Origin of the sequence: Citrobacter sp. CK199, from assembly GCF_030333285.1 — a bacterium.
In the GTDB taxonomy this organism is placed as follows: Bacteria; Pseudomonadota; Gammaproteobacteria; order Enterobacterales; family Enterobacteriaceae; genus Citrobacter_B; species Citrobacter_B koseri.
This window is the reverse complement of the sequence record NZ_JAOWGF010000028.1, coordinates 647,719-669,391: the sequence shown is the minus strand read 5'-3', so window position 1 is coordinate 669,391 and position 21,673 is coordinate 647,719. Positions and strand designations below refer to the sequence as shown.

Annotated in this window: 23 protein-coding genes; 8 read left to right on the top strand and 15 right to left on the bottom strand. The window is 54.4% G+C overall.

Features of this window, described 5'->3' with window-relative positions; genetic code table 11:
- Positions 1-16: 16 nt before the first annotated feature.
- The 9 genes from OGX75_RS18135 to OGX75_RS18095 form a co-directional block, all read right to left on the bottom strand.
- Complete coding sequence (locus tag OGX75_RS18135; protein ID WP_049009787.1) at positions 17-505, bottom strand: YbjO family protein; 489 nt, start codon at positions 503-505, stop codon at positions 17-19.
- A 60-nt stretch (positions 506-565) separates the two neighbouring features.
- Positions 566-1,411, bottom strand: coding sequence for a putrescine ABC transporter permease PotI (gene potI / locus OGX75_RS18130; RefSeq protein WP_012133100.1), 846 nt, complete (start codon positions 1,409-1,411; stop codon positions 566-568).
- Complete coding sequence (gene potH / locus OGX75_RS18125; RefSeq protein WP_286451382.1) at positions 1,408-2,361, bottom strand: putrescine ABC transporter permease PotH; 954 nt, start codon at positions 2,359-2,361, stop codon at positions 1,408-1,410. The genes potI and potH overlap by 4 nt, the downstream gene beginning before the upstream one ends.
- Before the next feature lie 9 nt (positions 2,362-2,370).
- Positions 2,371-3,504, bottom strand: coding sequence for a putrescine ABC transporter ATP-binding subunit PotG (gene potG / locus OGX75_RS18120; RefSeq protein ID WP_275055130.1), 1,134 nt, complete (start codon positions 3,502-3,504; stop codon positions 2,371-2,373).
- A 97-nt stretch (positions 3,505-3,601) separates the two neighbouring features.
- Complete coding sequence (gene potF / locus OGX75_RS18115; RefSeq protein WP_012133103.1) at positions 3,602-4,714, bottom strand: spermidine/putrescine ABC transporter substrate-binding protein PotF; 1,113 nt, start codon at positions 4,712-4,714, stop codon at positions 3,602-3,604.
- A 417-nt stretch (positions 4,715-5,131) separates the two neighbouring features.
- Positions 5,132-5,608, bottom strand: a complete 477-nt coding sequence (locus OGX75_RS18110) for a YbjN domain-containing protein (RefSeq protein WP_012133104.1) — start codon at positions 5,606-5,608, stop codon at positions 5,132-5,134.
- A 90-nt stretch (positions 5,609-5,698) separates the two neighbouring features.
- Complete coding sequence (gene rimK / locus OGX75_RS18105) at positions 5,699-6,601, bottom strand: 30S ribosomal protein S6--L-glutamate ligase (RefSeq protein ID WP_024130496.1); 903 nt, start codon at positions 6,599-6,601, stop codon at positions 5,699-5,701.
- Between the two features lie 52 nt (positions 6,602-6,653).
- Positions 6,654-7,376: a nitroreductase NfsA gene (nfsA, locus tag OGX75_RS18100; protein WP_012133106.1), complete on the bottom strand. Its 723-nt coding sequence runs from the start codon at positions 7,374-7,376 to the stop codon at positions 6,654-6,656.
- Positions 7,360-7,650, bottom strand: a complete 291-nt coding sequence (locus tag OGX75_RS18095) for a YbjC family protein (protein WP_049009778.1) — start codon at positions 7,648-7,650, stop codon at positions 7,360-7,362. The genes nfsA and OGX75_RS18095 overlap by 17 nt, the downstream gene beginning before the upstream one ends.
- Before the next feature lie 170 nt (positions 7,651-7,820).
- On the opposite strand from OGX75_RS18095, the gene OGX75_RS18090 reads away from it, so the two are divergent.
- The gene (locus tag OGX75_RS18090) at positions 7,821-8,084 is read left to right on the top strand and encodes a GrxA family glutaredoxin (RefSeq protein WP_024130497.1); all 264 of its coding nucleotides are present in this window, start codon (positions 7,821-7,823) and stop codon (positions 8,082-8,084) included.
- A 30-nt stretch (positions 8,085-8,114) separates the two neighbouring features.
- Here OGX75_RS18090 and OGX75_RS18085 read toward each other — a convergent pair whose 3' ends face one another.
- Positions 8,115-8,492 carry an inner membrane protein YbjM gene (locus tag OGX75_RS18085; RefSeq protein WP_024130498.1) on the bottom strand — a complete coding sequence of 126 codons (378 nt, stop codon included), beginning with the start codon at positions 8,490-8,492 and terminating at the stop codon, positions 8,115-8,117.
- A gap of 270 nt (positions 8,493-8,762) precedes the next feature.
- Between OGX75_RS18085 and OGX75_RS18080 the strand changes: the two genes are divergently transcribed.
- Positions 8,763-10,448, top strand: coding sequence for an aspartate:alanine antiporter (locus tag OGX75_RS18080; RefSeq protein WP_012133110.1), 1,686 nt, complete (start codon positions 8,763-8,765; stop codon positions 10,446-10,448).
- A 167-nt stretch (positions 10,449-10,615) separates the two neighbouring features.
- Here the strand turns inward: OGX75_RS18080 and OGX75_RS18075 are convergent, their stop codons facing one another.
- Entirely contained in the window at positions 10,616-11,158 is a 543-nt protein-coding gene (locus OGX75_RS18075) for a TetR/AcrR family transcriptional regulator (protein ID WP_115626526.1), read from the bottom strand.
- A gap of 86 nt (positions 11,159-11,244) precedes the next feature.
- Between OGX75_RS18075 and OGX75_RS18070 the strand changes: the two genes are divergently transcribed.
- Positions 11,245-12,453 (top strand): MFS transporter, encoded by a 1,209-nt coding sequence (locus OGX75_RS18070; RefSeq protein WP_024130499.1) that lies wholly within the window; start codon positions 11,245-11,247, stop codon positions 12,451-12,453.
- Positions 12,453-13,268, top strand: coding sequence for a Cof-type HAD-IIB family hydrolase (locus OGX75_RS18065; protein ID WP_115609454.1), 816 nt, complete (start codon positions 12,453-12,455; stop codon positions 13,266-13,268). Before OGX75_RS18070 ends, OGX75_RS18065 begins: the two co-directional genes overlap by 1 nt.
- A 38-nt stretch (positions 13,269-13,306) precedes the next feature.
- Here OGX75_RS18065 and OGX75_RS18060 read toward each other — a convergent pair whose 3' ends face one another.
- Positions 13,307-14,539 carry an MFS transporter gene (locus OGX75_RS18060; protein WP_058668863.1) on the bottom strand — a complete coding sequence of 411 codons (1,233 nt, stop codon included), beginning with the start codon at positions 14,537-14,539 and terminating at the stop codon, positions 13,307-13,309.
- A 312-nt stretch (positions 14,540-14,851) separates the two neighbouring features.
- Here OGX75_RS18060 and ybjG point away from each other — a divergent pair, with 312 nt between their 5' ends.
- Positions 14,852-15,460, top strand: a complete 609-nt coding sequence (gene ybjG, locus OGX75_RS18055) for an undecaprenyl-diphosphate phosphatase (protein ID WP_012133117.1) — start codon at positions 14,852-14,854, stop codon at positions 15,458-15,460.
- 71 nt (positions 15,461-15,531) lie between these two features.
- Positions 15,532-16,290, top strand: a complete 759-nt coding sequence (gene deoR, locus OGX75_RS18050; RefSeq protein WP_058668858.1) for a DNA-binding transcriptional repressor DeoR — start codon at positions 15,532-15,534, stop codon at positions 16,288-16,290.
- A gap of 100 nt (positions 16,291-16,390) precedes the next feature.
- Here deoR and dacC read toward each other — a convergent pair whose 3' ends face one another.
- Complete coding sequence (dacC, locus tag OGX75_RS18045; protein WP_024130500.1) at positions 16,391-17,593, bottom strand: serine-type D-Ala-D-Ala carboxypeptidase; 1,203 nt, start codon at positions 17,591-17,593, stop codon at positions 16,391-16,393.
- 244 nt (positions 17,594-17,837) lie between these two features.
- Here dacC and OGX75_RS18040 point away from each other — a divergent pair, with 244 nt between their 5' ends.
- Positions 17,838-18,464, top strand: coding sequence for a glutathione S-transferase family protein (locus tag OGX75_RS18040; protein ID WP_049008548.1), 627 nt, complete (start codon positions 17,838-17,840; stop codon positions 18,462-18,464).
- On the opposite strand, the gene OGX75_RS18035 is transcribed toward OGX75_RS18040, so the two are convergent.
- Together OGX75_RS18035 and bssR are read right to left on the bottom strand one after the other, a co-directional pair.
- Positions 18,461-19,576, bottom strand: a complete 1,116-nt coding sequence (locus tag OGX75_RS18035) for a PQQ-dependent sugar dehydrogenase (RefSeq protein WP_047457915.1) — start codon at positions 19,574-19,576, stop codon at positions 18,461-18,463. The genes OGX75_RS18040 and OGX75_RS18035 overlap by 4 nt on opposite strands.
- 103 nt (positions 19,577-19,679) lie before the next feature.
- On the bottom strand, positions 19,680-20,063 hold the full coding sequence (gene bssR, locus OGX75_RS18030; RefSeq protein WP_024130501.1) for a biofilm formation regulator BssR: 384 nt from the start codon (positions 20,061-20,063) through the stop codon (positions 19,680-19,682).
- Positions 20,064-20,294: 231 nt separating this feature from the next.
- On the opposite strand from bssR, the gene rimO reads away from it, so the two are divergent.
- Positions 20,295-21,620 (top strand): 30S ribosomal protein S12 methylthiotransferase RimO, encoded by a 1,326-nt coding sequence (gene rimO, locus OGX75_RS18025; protein WP_024130502.1) that lies wholly within the window; start codon positions 20,295-20,297, stop codon positions 21,618-21,620.
- Positions 21,621-21,673: the final 53 nt, after the last annotated feature.

Below are 21,673 nucleotides of genomic sequence, written 5' to 3'. Positions count from 1 at the left end.
GCGAGGATTATACACGTTATTGCAAACGGAAGAACCGCCTGCTGCCCGCAGGAATAAAGAGCAGCATCAGAACCAGCATGTCCGGCAATTTCTGCATCACCAGCGTGCGCAAAATTTCGCGTTTCGACTCCCCGGCAATACTGAACAGTTCCGGGTAGCCATAGCCCAGCGACGCCGCCCACAGATAACCTGCGGCAATAACCTGCGTGAGCAGGTACACCCAGCGCGCCCAGTTGCGCCCTTTCACCAGCGAAAACGCGCAATATATTTCAGTAAAGACCAGCGCCAGGCTGCCTAAAAACACCAGCGTCAGATTCCAGGTTTGCACGCTGCGATGAATAAACTCCCCCATTCCCCGCATGCCGAGCGTGTTAAAAATCATCAGCAAATCGAGGCAGCGGATCAAAATAATCGCGAGCGCCGCCACCTGCACCAGCGTGGGTACATTTAAACGGGCATGTGATGAGGATGATTTCTTAAAAAATCCCAACGAATCGTCTTCCATGAAAACGTTACCGCGTTTGCCCACGGTAACGTGTTGCCAGGTTGGCAGATTTTAGTTTCTTCAGCCGCGTCTTGCACGTTGGATATCACGCATCCGCTGCTTTTCTGCGCGCGCCATCAGATACCAGGCGATAAAACCGACAATGCCTACCACGCCGAGGATAAGGGTCGCCAGCGCGTTAATCTCCGGGTTAACCCCCATACGCACGCTGGAGAAGACCAGCATCGGCAATGTCGTCGCCCCCGGGCCAGAGACAAAACTGGCGATCACCAGATCGTCCAGCGACAGCGTGAAAGCCAGCAGCCATCCAGAGATCACCGCAGGCATGATCATCGGCAGCGTAATCACAAAGAACACTTTTAACGGCGTCGCGCCAAGATCCATCGCCGCCTCTTCAATCGAGCGATCCAGTTCGCGCAGACGCGATGAAATAACCACCGCCACATAGGCCGTACAGAAGGTAACGTGCGCCAGCCAGATTGTCAGCATTCCGCGATCTGCGGGCCAGCCGATGGCATGGGCCAGGGCCACAAACAGCAGCAACAGCGACAGTCCGGTAATCACATCCGGCATAACCAGCGGCGCGGTGATCATAAACGCAAAGCCATTCGCTCCACGAAAACGGCCAAAACGCACCATTACCACGGCGGCAATCGTCCCCAGAATAGCCGCCATTGTCGCGGCGCAAGCGGCAATCGTGAGGCTCAGGCCGACGGCGCTTATCATCGCGCTATCCCGGAACAGCTCGCCATACCAGCGCGTAGACCACCCAGCCCAGACAGTCACCAGCTTCGAGCTGTTAAACGAATAGATGACCAGCATCAGCATCGGCGCATACAGAAAGGTAAACCCGAGCACCAGAATAACAATTCGCCAGGGCGAACGAACCACCGGTAAAGTATTCATCCGAGTTCCCCCTCGCTTTTTTGCTGATGCTTATGGAACCAGATAATCGGTACAATCAGCAGCAATAACATGATGATAGCCACCGCAGAGGCCACCGGCCAGTCGCGGTTGTTGAAGAACTCCTGCCACAGTACGCGGCCGATCATAATGCTGTCTGGCCCGCCGAGCAGTTCCGGGATCACAAATTCCCCCACCGCCGGAATAAACACCAGCATCGATCCGGCGATAATGCCCCCTTTCGTTAACGGCACAATGACGCTAAAGAAGGTTTTCAGCGGACGCGCGCCCAGATCCAGCGAGGCCTCCACCAGCGAATAATCAATGCGCGTCAGCGCGATATAAATCGGCAGTACCATAAACGGCAGATAGGCGTAGACAATACCGATATACACCGCCAGATTGGTATGCAAAATCGTCAGGGGATGATCGATAACCCCCAGCCACATCAGGAAGTTGTTCAGCACGCCGTTATTTTTCAGAATCCCCATCCAGGCGTAAACGCGGATCAGAAACGAGGTCCAGGACGGCAGGATCACCAGCAACAGCAGAATATTACGCGTCGACGGCCTGCTGTGCGCCACCGCCCAGGCCAGCGGATACCCCAGCAGCAAACAGCAGAGAGTCGAAACGCCCGCCACCTGCAAAGACTGCAAATAGGCGTCAAAATAGAGCGGATCGTCCGTCAGTTGCAGGAAGTTTCCCAGATTGAGGGTCAGGGATAGCTGCCCGTCGGCCCACGCCACCAGATCGGTATAGGGCGGGATCGCCCGCGCCATCTCCGCCAGGCTGATTTTAAACACAATCAGAAACGGCAGCAGAAAAAGCAGGATCAGCCAAAGGTACGGCACTGCGATGACCAGCTTACGCCCATGCTTCATTTGCACCCGCGCCAGCCACAGCGTCAGGCCGCCGGGCTTTTTATCGCGAGCCGGAGGTTCAAGTGTACTCATTTTCGCTCCTTAAACCGTCAACACCACACAACTGTCCGCATCCCAGCATAAACGCACTTCATCGCCCCAGGTCGGCAATCCTTTGCGATAGCGATGCGCGTTCTGTAACTGAGCGCTCAACATCTGGCCGCTTTGCAACCGCACATGATAAATCGACAAATCGCCGAGGTAGGCAATATGCACCACTTCACCCACGGCAAAGTTGTAGCCGTCTTCTGGCGGCGCGTCGCACAGCATGATTTTTTCCGGGCGCAGCGCGACATACACCGGAACGTTATCGACAACGGACGCATCCGCATCCACCTTCAAAGGATGCACCAGCCCCGGCGAATCAATGACCAGCCCATCATCCTGACGTTCCTTCAGCAAGCCTTCAAAGACATTCACAGAACCGATAAATTCCGCGCTGTAGCGGGTGGTCGGATGTTCATAAATCTCTTCCGGTTCGCCAATCTGCACGAATTTCCCACGGTTCATGATCGCAATTCGCCCGGCCATCGTCATCGCCTCTTCCTGATCGTGCGTCACCATCACGCAGGTCGCGCCAACGCGCTCAAGAATATCGACGACTTCCAGCTGCATCCGGTCGCGCAGCTTTTTATCCAGCGCGCCCATCGGTTCGTCGAGCAGCAACAGCTTCGGGCGTTTCGCCAGGCTACGCGCCAGCGCCACACGCTGACGCTGGCCGCCGGAAAGCTGATGAGGCTTACGTTTAGCGAACTCCTGCATATGCACCAGCCCCAGCATTTCGTTCACGCGCGCGGTGATTTCCGCCTTCGACAGCTTGTCCTGCTTCAGCCCAAACGCAATGTTCTGTTCCACCGTCATATGGGGGAACAGCGCATAGGACTGAAACATCATATTGATAGGGCGCAGATAAGGCGGGACATGCGCCAGATCGACGCCATCGAGCATGATTTGCCCGGCGGAGGGTTGTTCAAATCCGGCCAGCATACGCAGCAGCGTGGATTTCCCGCAGCCCGATGCGCCAAGCAGCGCAAATATTTCGCCTTTATAGATGGTGAGGCTGACATCATCCACGGCGTGTTGACCATCAAATGATTTTGTCAGGTTGCGGATTTCAAGAAGCGGCGTCAGCGCTTTACGGGTTTTCGCCTGTGGGCGGGGGGTCGCGTCGTTCACGGGGTGCTCTCCGGCATAAACAAAAATCAGTGCAAACGCACCATAAAAGTGCGCATTGCCCGGTAAACCTCACCGGGCAACGTTCTGATACAGCGGCTTATTTACCGCTTTTCACCTTCGTCCAGGCACGCGTACGCACACGGTCGATCTTCGGTTCCTGCACTTTCAGCGTGAACATTTTCGCTCGCACATCCGCAGGCGGATAAATGCCCGGGTTGTCACGCACTTCAGCGCTGACCAGCGCCGTCGCTTCTTTGTTGGCGTTGGCGTAGAACACATGGTCGGAAATGTGGGCGATCACATCCGGGCGCAGCAGGTAGTTGAGGAACTGATAAGCCTCTTCTTTGTTTTTCGCATCAGCAGGCATCGCGAACACATCAAAGAACGCCATCGCCCCCTCTTTCGGAATGGAGAAGGAGATATTCACGCCGTTTTTCGCTTCTTTCGCGCGGTTAGCCGCCTGCCATACGTCCCCTGCCCAGCCAATCGCCACGCAGGTATCGCCGTTCGCCAGATCGTTTATGTATTGAGACGAGTGGAAGTAACGAATGTTCGGGCGCAGCTTCAGCAACAGATCGGTCGCAGGCCCCGTGTAGTCATCCGCTTTGGTGCTGTTGGGATCTTTCCCCAGGTAGTTCAGCACGGTCGCGAACACCTCTTCAGGCGCATCAAGGAAGGAGACGCCGCAGCTTTTAAGTTTTTCCAGATTTTCAGGTTTCAGCACCAGATCCCAGCTATCGACCGGCGCGTCAGCCCCCAGCACCGCTTTGACTTTATCGATGTTATAACCGATACCGGTGGTCGCCCACATATACGGCATCGCGTATTTGTTGTCGGGATCGTGCTTCGCTACCAGCTTCAACAGCTCTGGATCGAGGTTTTTCCAGCCTGGTAATTTGCTTTTATCCAGCGGCTGGAATACACCCGCAGTGAGCTGGCGTTCCAGAAAACTGGCCGACGGGACAACCAGGTCAAAACCGGTGCTCCCGGCCATGAGTTTCCCTTCCAGTACCTCGTTGGAGTCGAAGACGTCATAGACCACTTTGATACCGGTCTCTTTTTCAAAGTTCGCGACCGTATCCGGGGCGATATAATCAGACCAGTTATAGATATGCAGTGTTTTTTGTTCAGCGGCGAGCGTGCTGGCAGAGACGGCCATCAGAGCACCCGCAACCAGACCCGATAGCCATTTTTTATTTAAGGCGGTCATAATCTCTTTCCTTCTGAAAGTTCGTTAACAAACGAACCAAAAAAGTTGCATTCTAAGATATGCAAGAAACGTGCATATTTTGTCACTCGACACAGTTACAGAAGAGAGGGCTCTCTCCCTGCCGTCATTGCTCGCCATAAATACACAAAATCATTCAGGAGGTTGTCTGAAGGATGACGTGTAAAAGCTTCGCAAGAATAACTTTAGCCAGGGTTCGAGGCTATAGCTCAGATTAAAAAACGCCTTTTATCAATTTTTTATGCAGGTTTTGTCTATGTGATAAAGCGAAACAGGCGGAAAGGAGGTGAATTATTCTTTAAAGAAAGGTTAAAGGCAGAATAAAAAAATGCAAACAGCAGCCGCTCTGGCAGCGACTGCGTTAGACGCGTCATTCTTCAGGTTGCATGTGCGCAGATTTCAGTGAAGAAAATGATTTTCAGCGCGACTTTTTTGCGCGTCTTCTTCTGCGCTGAACAGCAGCTGATGCGCTCCGGCTTCCAGAATCACCATAGAAATCTGCTCTTCGCTCTGACGAACAAACCACTCGAACTGTTCATACGTCACGCCCCGCATAACGGATAAAGACTGGCAAACCACCAGTTTTGGCAGATTATCATCCTGCATATCCAGGAACGCTTTCACCGTTAACGAACTGGCGTTAATTGCTGACAGATCGGCAGCCAGCGGCAGCAGCGCAGAGGGTCTTACCTCCGCCATTGCGGAAAACAGCACCGTGTTATCCACCAGGTCGATTTTCGCATCGTAAATGCCGTCAAAATTTTGCATATGGGGCAAATGCAGCGCCTGACAGGTATCACATTCAAAAAAACTCATGCCCAGGTCGTCGAGCCATTGACGCAACGTATCCAGAGTAGGAACGACCAGTGATGTCATAATAATGTGCTACCTCTTACGATAAAAAAATTACCGGCACAGCTTACGCAAAAAGACCGCGTCATACCACGATCGGGAACGATATTGCGATTAACCGCCCGTTTTAAGGCAAAATTCGGGAGTGGCGTGACGCTCAATCCACTGGATCATTCGCCCGGCGATATCCACTCCCGTCGTTTTTTCTACCCCTTCCAGACCCGGAGAGGCGTTCACTTCCATGACCAGCGGCCCACGCTCCGCGCGCAGAATATCGACGCCAGCGACATCCAGCCCCATCGTCTGCGCCGCTTTTATCGCGATCTCTCGTTCACGCGGCGTGATGCTGGCGATACTCGCCATACCGCCGCGATGAAGGTTGGAGCGAAAATCGCCCTCTTTTGCCCGCCGCTCAATGGCCGCCACCACTTCGTCGCCCACGACCAGACAACGGATGTCACGCCCTCTGGCCTCTTTGATGTACTCCTGCACCAGAATGTGCGCATTGAGGCCACGAAACGCATCAATCACGCTCTCTGCGGCTTGCCGGGTTTCCGCCAGCACCACGCCAATGCCCTGCGTACCTTCCACCAGTTTGACCACCAGCGGCGCGCCGCCGACCATGTCGATCAGATCGCTGGTGTCATCCGGCGAATGCGCAATGCCGGTAACGGGCAAGTCAATTCCCTGCCGGGCCAGTAACTGTAGCGAACGCAGTTTATCGCGCGCGCGGGTAATCGCCACGGATTCGTTCAGCGGATAGCTACCCAGCATTTCGAACTGACGCAGCGCCGCTGTACCGTAAAACGTGATGGCGGAGCCAATACGGGGGATGACGGCATCAAAATGCGGCAACTGGCGGCCTTTATAGTGAATAGAAGAGGCCGCCGGGCTGATGTTCATATAGCAGGAAAGCGGATCGAGTATTTCGACCAGATGGCCGCGCTTCATCGCCGCTTCGCGCAGGCGTTTACAAGAATAGAGCGTTCCGTCCCGGGACAATATGGCAATTTTCACCCTGCACCTCTCTAAAAGACCTGGTAAAAGCCTGCGTATCATACACCGGGTGTTAGCGCGTCGCCCAACCCTGTTTATGCAAATAGTCCAGAATAAACGGGCGATTCTCTTTGATGATGGTACGACGGATATGATCGCTCCAGGTATCGCGGCGCGTATTGCTGTCGCGGGTCAGGTAATACTCCGCGATCTGCTCATCATATTGCGCCAGCAGCGCGGCATCCACAGGCTGATAGTGATTTTCATGCACCACCAGTTCTGCGGGCAAACGCGGCTTAACGCCAGGGTTATCCGCAGGCCAGCCGAGGCACAGCCCAAACAGCGGCAGGACATATTTCGGTAATTTTAGCCGTTCCGTAACCGCTTCAATATGATTGCGGATACCGCCGATGTAGACGCCGCCCAGCCCCAGGGATTCGGCAGCGGTCAGCGCATTTTGCCCCATCATCGCCGTATCGACCGTGCCCAGCAGCAGCTGTTCCGCCAGCCCGAGCTGCGCGTCCGGGCAAATCTGTAAGTGACGATTAAAATCAGCGCAGAAAACCCAGAATTCTGCGGCCTGCGCAACGTGCTTTTGCCCGCCCGTCAGGGGCACCAGCGCTTCGCGCATGGCTTTATCGGTAATGCGGATAATGGAACTGCACTGTAAAAAACTGGAGCTTGAGGTTCCCCGCGCGGCGGCAATAATCGACTCACGCTGCGCATCGGAAATCGGCTCATCGGTGAAATGACGAATAGAACGGTGACCACGGATTAAATCAATGGTTGGAGTCATGCGGTTTTTCTCTTGCTGAACGGGAAGAAGAATCGGGTGAGCGCGTCATCAGTTGCGGCGCAATAAGCTGCGCGATCCGCCACATCAGCGCCACCGCAGCGGGAAGCATAAGCAGGATACCGAGAAATATCATCACCGTTACCGCCAGCGGGCTGTTCATCGGCGCGGGTAATGTGAGGTACTGATTGAGCGACAGCAACGCCGCTGCCAGCAAAACCATACCGAGAATTTCCAGAATCAACACGCTTTTGGGTAAAGCGCCAATCGAGCGCATAAGGGCCTCCCGGATAACGGATGCTCAGTGTAACGCGTTCAGGTTTATCGTGTTTAACAGATATAGCCTATAGGTATCAAAGCAACAGGCGCAACCTGCTTTTCAGACGCGTCGTTTAACGGCATCATAGCCGCCATTCGTCACAAGGCTATGAGTTCGAGGAAAAAACAATGTTTACCGTTATTTTTGGTCGCCCAGGGTGCCCGTATTGCGTGCGTGCGAAAGAGTTAGCAGAAAAACTGAGCACTGAGCGCGATGATTTTAACTATCGCTATATTGATATTCATGCTGAAGGCATTACCAAAGCGGATCTGGAAAAAACCGTGGGTAAACCGGTAGAGACCGTACCGCAGATTTTTGTCGATCAGAAACACATCGGCGGTTACACCGATTTTGAGGCTTGGGCAAAAGAGAATCTGAACCTGTTCGCCTGATCGCTGCTTTACGCCCTCTCCCGGAGGGCGTTATCGGTTCTTTTTACGCCGCTGACTAAACAGGCTGCTGATAAATAAAAAGCAAAGCGCGCCGAGCGCACACCAGAACACCGCACTGAACAACCACGCCAGTTCTTGCCATACGGAGCGCGTAGGCATAAAAACAAATCGCATCAGAACCAGACAACATGGTGCGGCCAGCATGGCGCCGATAAGAGGTTTAATGACTTCTCTGCGATGGGAAAAAAAACTGGCCACCGCGCCAGGTAACGTAAAAAACAACAGCCCAATCTCAGGATGCCCGGCAACCCGAAATGCCCCTTTCATATGCATCGTTAATGAAAGGCACACCACAATAAAGAGTACAAAGCAGCAGATTGCACCCGCCCAACCTTGTTTATGTTTCAATCGTTCCTCCTGACACTATCTCTATCGAACACTTTTTTCGCCCGAAGGCGTCCAGTCAGATAAAGTCGTTCGGCATTCCATGCCAAAAACACACCCACACGATTCTTATAGCCGTTGATACGTAATGAGATTAAACTAGCGAATTAAATTGTTGTGCTGCTTTTATTTGAGCGCCGATACGATGCCGACGCCTCATAATTTCTGGCAAAAACATTAGCGTAAATTGTCATTTCTTTCAACAGCTTACTGGTAAACAAGAAGTTAGTCTCCGTGAATATAAACGTCGCAGATTTGTTAAATGGGAATTACATCCTGTTATTATTTGTGGTCCTGGCTCTCGGGCTATGTCTGGGTAAGTTACGCCTGGGTTCAGTCCAACTCGGTAATTCCATTGGCGTTTTAGTGGTCTCCCTATTATTAGGGCAGCAGCACTTTAGTATTAACACCGATGCACTAAATCTGGGCTTTATGCTGTTTATTTTTTGTGTCGGCGTCGAAGCTGGCCCCAACTTTTTTTCTATTTTTTTTCGCGACGGCAAAAATTACCTGATGCTTGCTCTGGTCATGGTCGGTAGCGCGCTGCTGATCGCATTAGGGCTGGGTAAGCTCTTTGGCTGGGATATCGGCCTGACCGCCGGTATGCTGGCGGGCTCCATGACCTCGACCCCTGTGCTGGTCGGCGCAGGCGACACGTTACGCCATTCCGGTATGGAGAGTTCGCAGCTCTCTGTCGCGCTGGACAACCTGAGCCTGGGCTACGCGCTGACCTACCTCATCGGCCTGGTCAGCCTGATTGTCGGCGCACGTTACCTGCCGAAACTGCAACATCAGGATCTGCAAACCAGCGCCCAGCAGATTGCCCGCGAGCGCGGCCTGGATACCGACGCCAACCGCAAGGTCTATCTGCCGGTCATCCGCGCTTATCGCGTCGGCCCGGAACTGGTGGCCTGGGCCGACGGGAAAAACCTGCGCGAGCTGGGCATCTATCGTCAGACCGGTTGCTACATTGAGCGCATCCGCCGTAACGGTATTCTGGCGAACCCGGATGGCGACGCGGTATTGCAGATGGGCGATGAGATTGCCCTGGTTGGTTACCCGGATGCACACGCCCGACTGGACCCCAGCTTCCGTAACGGCAAAGAAGTCTTCGACCGCGACCTGCTCGACATGCGCATCGTGACCGAAGAGATCGTCGTGAAAAACCACAATGCCGTAGGCCGCCGTCTCGCCCAGTTGAAGCTGACCGACCACGGCTGCTTCCTTAACCGAGTGATCCGCAGCCAGATTGAAATGCCGATCGACGACAACGTGGTGCTGAATAAAGGCGACGTCTTGCAGGTGAGCGGCGATGCGCGTCGCGTGAAAACCGTCGCGGACCGTATCGGCTTTATCTCGATTCACAGTCAGGTAACCGATCTGCTGGCCTTCTGCGCCTTCTTTATCATCGGCCTGATGATCGGGATGATCACCTTCCAGTTCAGTAATTTCAGCTTCGGCATCGGCAACGCCGCCGGGCTGCTGTTCGCCGGGATCATGCTCGGTTTCCTGCGAGCTAACCACCCCACCTTCGGGTACATCCCGCAGGGCGCGCTGAACATGGTGAAAGAGTTTGGTCTGATGGTCTTTATGGCCGGCGTCGGCCTGAGCGCGGGCAGCGGCATCGGGAACGGGCTTGGCGCGGTCGGCGGGCAAATGTTGATTGCCGGTCTTGTGGTGAGCCTGGTGCCAGTCATTATCTGCTTCCTGTTCGGCGCTTATGTATTACGTATGAACCGCGCCCTGCTCTTCGGCGCCATGATGGGCGCGCGCACCTGTGCTCCGGCGATGGAGATCATCAGCGACACGGCGCGCAGCAACATTCCGGCATTAGGCTATGCGGGAACCTATGCGATAGCCAACGTTCTGTTAACGCTGGCGGGGACACTTATTGTCATCATCTGGCCGGGCTTAGGATAAAACTGAAGTTTGCCTTTAAGTGAAAAATTTTTGCAGGTAAGCAGAACTTTTCTTCAAGGCGTCAGTCATAACTAGTGCCACTGCTTTTCTTTGATGTCCCCAATTTGTGGAGCCCATCAACCCCGCCATTTTGGTTCAAGGTTGATGGGTTTTTTGTTGCCTGAATTTCACGCCTGCCCGGCAATACGCTTCACCATGACCAGAATATCTTTCCGCGTTAAAGGCGCTCTGTCGGTGACGAAATGGAGGGTCATGCCTTCGATAAACGCGTCCAGCGCGCGGGCGGTCACCGGTTCAAACCACTGCTCCAGCGTTTGCTGACTGCGCTGCATCCAGTTCTGCATCACCGTTTTCAGCGCCGGTTTTCGGCTGGCGAAGGCATACAGCTGGTACATCAGCTCCATATTATCTGGCGTGGTCACCAGCGAGCTGTAGATCATGTCGGTAATGGCGTGACAGGCGTCCTGAACGTTCGTGACATCGGCAAAGAATGACTGAAACTGGTGCGACATTGTTTCTGTAAACCGGCTTAACGCCTCGATCAGCAACTCATCGATTCCCGAAAAATAATAGGTCATCGACCCGAGCGGCACCTGCGCTATCGCCGCGATTTTGCGGTGCGTAACGCCGTGAATGCCATGCGTTATTATCGCTTCCTGCGTGGCCTGAACGATTTTGTCTCGCCGCAGGGGATCGTTAGCTCGTCGCACTGCTTTTCCTCTCATCACGTTTGTGTACAAATGTACACAAACTTGCTAGTGTTGTCCCCTGTATTCTCTTTTTTCAGTTTGAATCAATGACCGCCATCTCATCACGTAAAGCCTTAAGACGCCGGACCTGGGCGCTTTTTATGTTCTTCTTCTTGCCTGGGCTGTTGATGGCCTCATGGGCAACCCGCACCCCCGCCATTCGCGATATCCTTTCGGTATCAACGGCAGAAATGGGGGCGGTGCTGTTTGGGCTTTCCATCGGTTCGATGAGCGGTATTCTGTGTTCCGCCTGGCTGGTAAAGCGATTTGGCACGCGCAACGTCATTCAGACCACCATGTCCTGCGCCGTTGCGGGGATGGTTATCCTCAGCATTGCGCTGTGGTTCGCTTCTCCGCTGGTTTTTGCGCTTGGCTTAGGCGTATTCGGCGCCAGCTTTGGCGCCGCCGAAGTCGCTATCAACGTTGAAGGGGCGGCGGTTGAACGTGAAATGAATAAAACCGTCCTGCCGATGATGCACGGTTTTTACAGCTTCGGTACGCTGGCTGGCGCTGGCGTCGGCATGGCGCTAACCGCCTTTAACGTCCCTGCCAACGCTCATATCCTGCTGGCGGCTCTCGTCGCGATCGTCCCCATTTTTATTGCTATTCGCGCCATTCCCGACGGCACGGGGAAAAACGCCGCCGACGGCGCCCACACAACGGAAAAAGGCGTACCTTTTTATCGCGATGTCCAGCTACTGTTGATCGGCGTGGTGGTACTGGCGATGGCCTTCGCTGAAGGGTCCGCCAACGACTGGCTGCCGCTTCTGATGGTGGATGGTCACGGCTTCAGCCCAACGTCCGGCTCGCTGATTTATGCGGGCTTTACGCTCGGTATGACCGTCGGGCGCTTTACCGGCGGCTGGTTTATCGACCGTTATAGCCGCGTGGCGGTAGTCCGCGCCAGCGCGCTAATGGGAGCGCTCGGTATTGGTCTGATTATCTTCGTCGACAGCGCCTGGGTCGCGGGCGTTTCCGTTATTCTCTGGGGGCTTGGGGCGTCGCTTGGCTTCCCGCTAACGATTTCAGCGGCCAGCGATACCGGCCCGGACGCGCCAACCCGCGTCAGCGTGGTGGCGACAACCGGTTATCTGGCCTTCCTGGTGGGGCCGCCGCTGCTGGGCTATCTTGGCGAACATTATGGTTTGCGCAGCGCAATGCTGGTTGTGCTGGCGCTGGTCATCCTGGCTGCTCTTGTCGCGAAGGCTGTCGCCAAACCGACATCAAACACTCAATCTGTTATGGAGAATAGTTAATGGGTATCAAGCTAATTGCGGTAGACATGGACGGCACCTTTTTGAGCGATCAAAAAACCTATAATCGCGACCGGTTTATGGCGCAGTACCGGCTAATGAAGCAGAAAGGCATCCGTTTTGTGGTCGCCAGCGGTAATCAGTATTACCAGTTAATCTCTTTCTTTCCAGAGATCGCCCACGAAATCGCCTTTGTCGCTGAAAACGGCGGCTGGGTGGTCAGCGAGGGCGAAGACGTGTTCAACGGCGAACTGGCGAAAGAGGATTTTGCTGCCGTTGTCGATCATCTGCTGACCCGCGCGGATATTGAAATCATCGCCTGCGGTAAAAACAGCGCCTATACCCTGAAACAGTACAACGATGAACTGAAACAGGTTGCGGCGATGTACTACCATCGCCTTGAGTTCGTGGACAGCTTCGACAACATCAATGACGTGTTCTTTAAATTCGGCCTCAACATTACTGATGACCGTATTCCCCAGGTTCAGACGGCGCTGCATGATGCGATTGGCGATATCATGGTGCCGGTTCACACCGGTTACGGCAGCATCGATTTGATCATTCCCGGCGTACACAAAGCGAACGGCTTGCGTCTGCTGCAACAACGCTGGGGGATTAACAATGATGAGGTCGTGACGTTTGGCGACGGCGGCAATGATATTGAGATGCTGCGTCAGGCCGGCTTCAGTTTTGCGATGGAAAACGCCGGAGCGGCGGTGGCCTCTGCAGCGAAATATCGGGCGGGCTCGAATAACGCGGAAGGCGTGCTGGACGTTATCGACCGCGTGCTGAAAAACGAAGCCCCGTTCTGTGGGTAATGCCTCTTTGAGGCCTGATGGCGCTGCGCCGGACGGCCTCACCCTTCCCGTGAATCCCCTACCCGTTTGTCTTTCAGGAAGATAACCATCAGCAGCAGCCAGAGAATGCCGTTCGCCAGGTTGAAGAGGCTGAATAAGCCGTTGCCGCCGCTCAGATAAGCATGCTTGCTCACTTCAATACCCACGGTAAAGATCAGCATCTGCAACATCCCCATCGCCGCAGAAACCGTGCCTTTGCTCATATCGCTGGCGAACAGGGTCAGACGCACCAGCCCCGCGTTCGCCACGCCGATGCCAAAAGCGTAGACGCTCAGACCCGCCGTCATCCATAGATATGCATGGGAAGAGACCACCGTCGCGGCTGCGGCGATCAGCAATCCCGCCACAATCGGCCAGCCGCCCATGATAATCAATGCGCGCACCGTTCGCCGGGAGGTCAACCGCGCCAGCACCAGATTCCCGGCAATCAGCGCGCCAAAGACAGGAACCTGCAACAAGCCATATTCATAGCTGCTGAGCTGCTCACCGCTGATGATAATGATCGGCGACTGGGCAATCCACGCCAGCAGCGGCAGGCTGACGAACCCCAGCGCCAGCGCGCCGGCAACAAACCGCACGTTTTTCAGCACCAGCTTGTAATCCCGCCCCAGCTCTTTAAGCGACAGCTTCTCGCCGAGGCGGGTCGCGGTCTCCGGCATCGCGCGCTGTAAGCCGACAAAAGCAATCGCCGCCAGTACGGCAAACAGAACAAACATCCCTTCCCACGGCAGAACATGCACCCAGGCGGCGCCCACCAGCGGCCCCAGCAGCGGCGCAATCAGGGCAACATTAGCCATTAACGCCGTAATTTTGATACACACCGCTTCTTCAAAGGATTCCTGAATGGCGGCGTACCCCACGGCGCCAATAAAGCACAGGCTTACCCCCTGTAAAAAACGCAGCAGGGTGAACTGTTCAATGTTTTGCGCCAGCAGTGTGGCAAGGCAGGTGACGATAAACCAGATCACGCCCGCTAACATCACCGGGCGGCGTCCAATACGATCCGACAGCGGCCCTAACAGCCACTGCAAAAACATCCCGCCCGCCAGGTAGGCGGTCATCGAGGTCGGAACCCAGTCGATCCCGGCCTGATACTGTTCCACCACCGCCAGCATCCCCGGCTGGATCATATCATTGCCGATATACGTAGAAAATTCGTAAAGCACCAGACAGAGAGGGAAAAGCAGTGCCTGACGTCCGAGCCGGACGCCTGTTTGTGAAAGGTTTTGCATGCAATCTCTTCGCAAATAAAAAATCGCGCAAAGTGTAATGAAAGTACGTTACCTGAGATAGCGAATTATGTGATTTAAAAACAAAATGCGCACATTTTTACATAATCATCCTTCGTGACCTTTTGCTTTAAGGTTAATTTAAGTTGCTGGCGCTATCATGGCGAATAAGCTCGCGCCATTGTCTTAAATTTCCTCATTTTACAGGTAAATAAGACAATACCGCTTTCCCCCCGTTGCGGCACTTTGTATTCTCGCCCTTACCCGGAGCACGTAGGGTCGTTTCGTTTAATCACTGCACTGAGTCTGGATGTTATGCTGGAAAACCTTAACAACTCGCTGTTTTACTTAATCAATGCCACCCCCGACTCCGCACAGTGGATGATCGCTCTGGCCATTTTCATTGCCAGAGATTTGATTAACATCGTGCCGCTGCTGGCCGTTGTGCTTTGGTTATGGGGGCCGCGCGATCGGGTCTGCGCTCAACGCCAGTTGGTGATTAAAATGGGTATCGCGCTGCTCATCAGCCTGACGATCTCCTGGATAATGGGGCATCTTTTCCCGCACGATCGCCCTTTTGTCGATCGTATCGGCTATAACTTCCTGCATCACGCGCCCGATGACTCCTTCCCGAGCGATCACGGCACCGTTGTCTTTACCTTTGCGCTGGCGTTTTTATTCTGGCACCGCGTCTGGTCTGGCGTACTGCTCATGGCGCTGGCCGTGACGGTTGCCTGGTCACGCGTTTACCTCGGCGTTCACTGGCCGCTGGATATGCTCGGCGGTTTGCTGGTCGGGATGATCGGCTGCCTGAGCACGCAAATGCTGTGGCAAAAATATGGGGTTGCTCTCTACCACGGCCTACAAACGTGCTACCGCGTCTGCTTCGCGCTGCCCATTCGTAAAGGCTGGGTACGTGACTAACCTGGTGAAAAAAGAGTAGTATTAAGCGCTCTGTACTGTGCAGAGTGCTTATTCAACTGTCCAGGGGAATTATGGAAACACGACGCGACGAGCGTATTGGTCAATTGCTGCAAGCGCTAAAACGCAGCGATAAATTACACCTGAAAGAAGCCGCGACTCTGCTGGGCGTATCGGAGATGACCATTCGTCGCGACCTGAATAATAAAAGCGCGCCCGTCGTGTTACTGGGCGGGTATATTGTTCTGGAACCCCGCAGCGCCAGCCATTATTTATTGAGCGATCAAAAATCCCGCCTGGTTGAAGAGAAGCGCCGCGCCGCGCAGCTGGCCGCCGGTCTGGTACAGGCGCATCAGACGATTTTTTTTGACTGCGGCACCACCACGCCGTGGATCATTGAAGCCATTGATAACGAATTGCCTTTCACCGCCGTCTGTTATTCCCTGAATACGTTTCTGGCGCTCCAGGAAAAACCGCTGTGCCGGGCGATTCTGTGCGGCGGGGAATTTCACGCCAGCAACGCCATTTTCAAACCGCTCGATTTTCAGGAAACCCTGAATAATATCTGCCCTGATATCGCCTTTTATTCCGCCGCAGGCGTTCATATCAGCAAAGGGGCAACCTGTTTTAACCTCGAAGAACTGCCGGTGAAACACTGGGCCATGTCGATGGCGCAATACCATGTCCTGGTGGTGGATCACAGTAAATTCGGCAAGGTGCGACCCGCGCGGATGGGCGAATTAACGCGTTTTGATGCGGTAGTGAGCGACTGCCGCCCCGACGATGAGTTTGTCGATTATGCCAAAGCGCAGCGCATTACGTTGATGTATTGATGTAAGGTTTGCCGGATGGCGGCGCTACCGCGCCTTATCCGGCCTACAAATATGCACGTATCGTAGGCCGGATAAGCGTTAGCGCCGTCCGGCACCGCGATTAAGAGAACCAGCCGCCAAACCACTGGTGGAATTTCATCAGGACGAAGTCCCATATCCGCCCAAAGAAGCCGCCCTCTTCCACGTTTTCCATCACCATCAGCGGACGCTGTTCAATGGACTTTCCGTTGAGCTGGAAGTCGATGGTGCCGACAACCTGACCTTTCTTCAACGGCGCGGTCAGCTGCGGTTCCGTCAGCGTAAAGCTGGCCTTCAGGTTTTTCAGCTGTCCGCGCGGAATCGTCACGGAACCCGCCTCTCCCGCGCCCAGATTCACCTCGCTCTTATCCCCAAACCAGACGCGCTGAGTCACGAAAGTCGCGTCAGGTTTAATGGGTGTCACCGTTTCAAAGAAGCGGAAGCCCCAGGTCAACAATTTCTCTGACTCATTAAAACGGATGCGATCGGTTTTCGTCCCCAGCACGACGGAGATCAAACGCATATCTCCCTGAGTCGCAGAGGCCACCAGATTGTATCCGGCACCTGCCGTTGTCCCGGTTTTCATGCCGTCAACGTTCAGATTAGAACTCCACAGCAGGCGGTTACGGTTCGGCTGGCGAATCTTGTTGAAAGTGAACTCTTTTTCTTTGTGAATGGCGTACTCTTCCGGCACATCATGGATCAGCGCTTTGCCCAGCAGCGCCATATCACGCGCGGTACTAAACTGCCCCGGCGCATCCAGGCCGTGAACCGTCTGGAACGTTGTGTTGGTCAGCCCCAGTTTTTTCGCGTAACCATTCATCAAACCAATGAACGACTCCTGGCTTCCGGCAACATAATCCGCAAGCGCAATACAGGCGTCGTTACCCGACTGAATAATCACACCCTTGTTGAGATCGGATACCGAGACCTGATCTCCGGGCTTAAGAAACATGACCGACGAACCGCGCAGAGCCGGGTTGCCCGTGGCCCAGGCGTCTTTTCCTACCGTCACCATATCCGTAAGCTGAATTTTTCCGGCCTTCAGCGCCTGCCCGACGACGTAACTGGTCATAATTTTGGTCAGGCTGGCGGGGTCCAGTTTCTCGTCGGCGTTGCCTTCCGCCAGCACCTTGCCGCTGGAATAGTCCATTAAAATCCACGCGCGCGCATCAACGCTCGGCGGCGCCGTTGTCTGCTCAGCCGCCTGTAACGTCGGCGCAAAAAGGAATAAGAGTGCTGAACCCGCAGCAAGACTACGAAGGGAAGAAGAGTATTGCGTCATAAATGCCACCCGAGTATCCATTCCAAAAAAACACGCCATACCACCGTGTTATAAGTGCGGTGAGTAATAACGCACTAACGAACTTAAAGAAACCGTAAGTTGGTAAAGTTTTTAAAGTTTATGCAATAACGCCACGCTGCGCTGCCTCCGTGAGGATTTTTTTGCAAGCTGTTGCGTAAATGTTAGCTTTATCCCACCATGGGACGAGTCGGATACCGATTGCAGAACAATTTGAGGGGTAACTATGATTACGCTGTGGGGACGGAATAACTCAACCAACGTCAAAAAAGTGCGATGGACGCTCGACGAACTGGAGCTGCCTTATACGCAAATTCTGGCAGGCGGGCAGTTCGGGCTGAATCATGACGCTGACTATCTGGCGATGAACCCGAATGGCCTGGTGCCGCTGCTGCGCGATGATGAAACGGACGTTTTGCTCTGGGAGTCCAATACCATCGTCCGCTATCTGGCGGCGCAGTATGGGCAAAAGCGTCTGTGGGTAGACTCTCCGGCGCGACGGGCAGAAGGGGAAAAGTGGATGGACTGGGCAAACCAGACGTTAAGCCCGGCGCATCGCGTGATCCTGATGGGTTTAGTCCGCACCCCGCCGGAGCAGCGCGACCAGGCAGCGATTGACGCCGGCGCCAACGTCTGCGACGGCCTGTTTGGCATTCTTGATGAGGCGCTGGCCAGCCAGACCTGGTTCTCCGGCGCGGAGTTCGGCACGGCGGATATCGCGATCGCCCCCTTCGTCTACAACCTGTTTAACGTTGGCCTGAGCTGGACGCCGCGCCCTCACCTTGAGCGCTGGTATCAGCAACTTACCGAACGCCCGGCGTTTCGTAAAACGGTGATGATCCCGGTCAGCTAAGCGCGTGGGCTGACTTTCAGCAGTTCTCCGTCGGACTCGTCGGTTAAGACATATAAATAACCGTCGGGTCCTGCGCGCACATCGCGAATACGTTTCCCTCTGTCGCCCAGAATCCGTCCGTCCTCCGTCACCTTATCGCCGTTAACGCTCAGGACAATCACATCCTGCTCTTTCAGCGCGCCGATAAACAGTTTCTGCTTCCATTGAGGGAACGTGTCGCTGTTATAAAACGCCATGCCGCTGACCGCTGGCGATTTTTTCCAGTAGAAGATCGGCTGCTCCGTTCCCTCGACAATTTCACCTTTCGCTTCCGGGATTTTAAAGCCGCTGTAGTTGATGCCCCAGGTTGCCAGCGGCCAGCCATAATTTTTACCTTTTTCGGGGATATTGATTTCATCGCCGCCGCGCGGGCCATGCTCATTCAACCACAACGCATCGCTCCACGGGTTTATCGCCATACCCTGCGGGTTACGTATGCCGTACGACCAGATCTCAGGGCGCGCGCCGGTCTGATTCACAAAGGGATTATCCGGCGGCACGCTCCCCTGGTCGGTCAGGCGCACCACTTTGCCCTGCAACTTGTCCAGATCCTGTGCGGTAGGGCGCTGATTATTTTCGCCAAGCCCGATAAACAGATGGCCTTTGCCATCAAAAACCAGTCGTCCGCCGAAATGATTACCGGTTGAGAGTTTCGGCATCTGACGAAAAACGGTCTGGAATTCCTCCAGATGCTTCAGGTCATCGCTGAGTCGCCCGAAGCCTACCGCCGTTCCGGCTTTCCCCTCGCGATCGGCCTCAGAAAAACTGAGCCAGACGCGGCGAGACTGCTCAAAATCAGGAGCGAGCGCCACGTCCAGTAACCCCCCCTGCCCGTTCGCCCAGACCTTCGGCACGCCCGTTATCGGATCGGAAAGCCCTTTACCCGCCTGCCAGTGACGAAGCTGGCCGCCTCTGAGAGTTATCAACATACCGCGGTTATCCGGCAGAAAAGCCAGCGCCCAAGGGTGATCAAGTTTGGTCTGCAAAACCTCCACCTTCACCGCCGGGGTTTCCGCATTCACGAAGGGAGAAAACAGTGCCAATAAGGCAACAGAGAAAAGTGTCCGACGCATACCGCCTCCTGTATGACCCTGCGTTAAAGCGTAGTCAGCAAGGGACAGCGCGGAATGATTTTTACAAAAACTTAACGAAAAGGGGGAGTCGCCTCCCCCTGACTTAGACCTGTTCAAGCGGTGATTGCGCTTTCAGGCTCTGGATACTCAGCGTCAATGTTGTCAGACAGTTTTCAAGTTTCTCTGCGTTGACGGCGATAAACGTCGGACAGTCATGGTGTCCGCTCATGAGACATACTGCGGCGGCTGCCAGTGCGCCTTCAGCACGATGTAAAGCATTCCATTCTTCCTGATCCAGATGCAGACCTTGCAGCAGTGATTTATCGTGAAGCCCACGATTCAGTTCAAAAAAGTTGTCACGCAGATGATCACTTTCGCTGACTGACATATAGCCTTTCGCCTTTCTTAACTGCAAATAAGCGGCGAGATCGATTCGGGCGTTTATCAGCTTGTTAAGTAGCTCGGTTCTTAGTCTGTCAACGACCATACCTTGTTCCTCCTCTTTCCAACCATACTGCAACTTAATAGTATGGTCATTTTTTGAACAAAGTGCTGCCTGAGATCAATAATTCACTCGGTATTAACATACTTTACATATTTGCTATAAACCCCGTGGCGCGCTTACCCGCACAGGCGATGAGATAGCGATACATTTTTTGCCCGGATCTCTGTAGAATCCCTGCCCTGACCATTCCAATAAATGAACAATTTTTAAGCTATGAGCAATGTAACCCGCCAGCCGAAAATCGGCTTCGTTTCCCTGGGCTGCCCGAAAAACCTGGTTGATTCGGAGCGAATCCTGACTGAACTGCGTACCGAAGGCTATGACGTCGTACCGAGCTACGACGACGCCGACATGGTGATCGTCAATACCTGTGGCTTTATCGACAGCGCCGTACAGGAGTCTCTGGAAGCGATTGGTGAAGCGCTGACTGAAAATGGCAAGGTGATCGTCACCGGCTGCCTGGGCGCGAAAGTCGATCAGATCCGTGAAGTGCACCCTAAAGTGCTGGAAATCACCGGGCCGCATAGCTATGAGCAGGTTCTGGAACACGTTCACCATTACGTACCAAAACCAAAGCACAACCCGTTCCTGAGCCTGGTGCCGGAACAGGGCGTTAAGCTGACCCCGCGTCACTACGCCTACCTGAAGATTTCTGAAGGCTGCAACCATCGCTGCACCTTCTGCATTATTCCGTCCATGCGCGGCGATCTGGTCAGCCGTCCGATTGGCGAAGTGTTAAGCGAGGCCAAACGTCTGGTCGATGCGGGCGTGAAAGAGATCCTCGTCATCTCCCAGGATACCTCCGCTTACGGCGTGGATGTGAAGCACCGCACCGGTTTCCACAACGGCGAGCCGGTAAAAACGAGCATGGTCGACCTTTGCGAGCAGTTGTCAAAACTGGGCATCTGGACGCGCCTGCACTACGTCTACCCTTATCCGCACGTTGATGACGTGATCCCGCTGATGGCGGAAGGCAAAATCCTGCCGTATCTGGATATCCCCCTGCAACATGCCAGCCCGCGCATTCTCAAACTGATGAAGCGTCCGGGCGCTGTCGATCGCCAACTGGCGCGCATCAAACAGTGGCGTGAGATTTGCCCGGAACTGACCCTGCGTTCGACCTTTATCGTTGGTTTCCCTGGCGAGACGGAAGACGATTTCCAGATGCTGCTCGACTTCCTCAAAGAGGCGCGCCTGGATCGCGTCGGCTGCTTCAAGTACAGCCCGGTCGAAGGCGCTGGTGCGAACGCGCTGCCGGATCAGGTGCCGGAAGAGGTGAAAGAAGAGCGCTGGAACCGCTTTATGCAGCTGCAACAGCAGATCTCCGCAGAACGTCTGCAAGAGAAAGTGGGTCGCGAAATCCTGGTCATTATCGACGAGGTTGACAAAGAAGGCGCGATTGGCCGCAGCATGGCCGACGCACCGGAAATCGACGGCGCGGTCTACCTCAACGGTGAAACCAACGTTAAACCCGGCGACGTTATCCGCGTGAAAGTTGATAACGCCGACGAATATGACCTGTGGGGCAGCCGCGTTTAATTCGCCCAAATTATCGTAAAACTCGTAGGCGGATAAGACGCTTCAGCGTCACC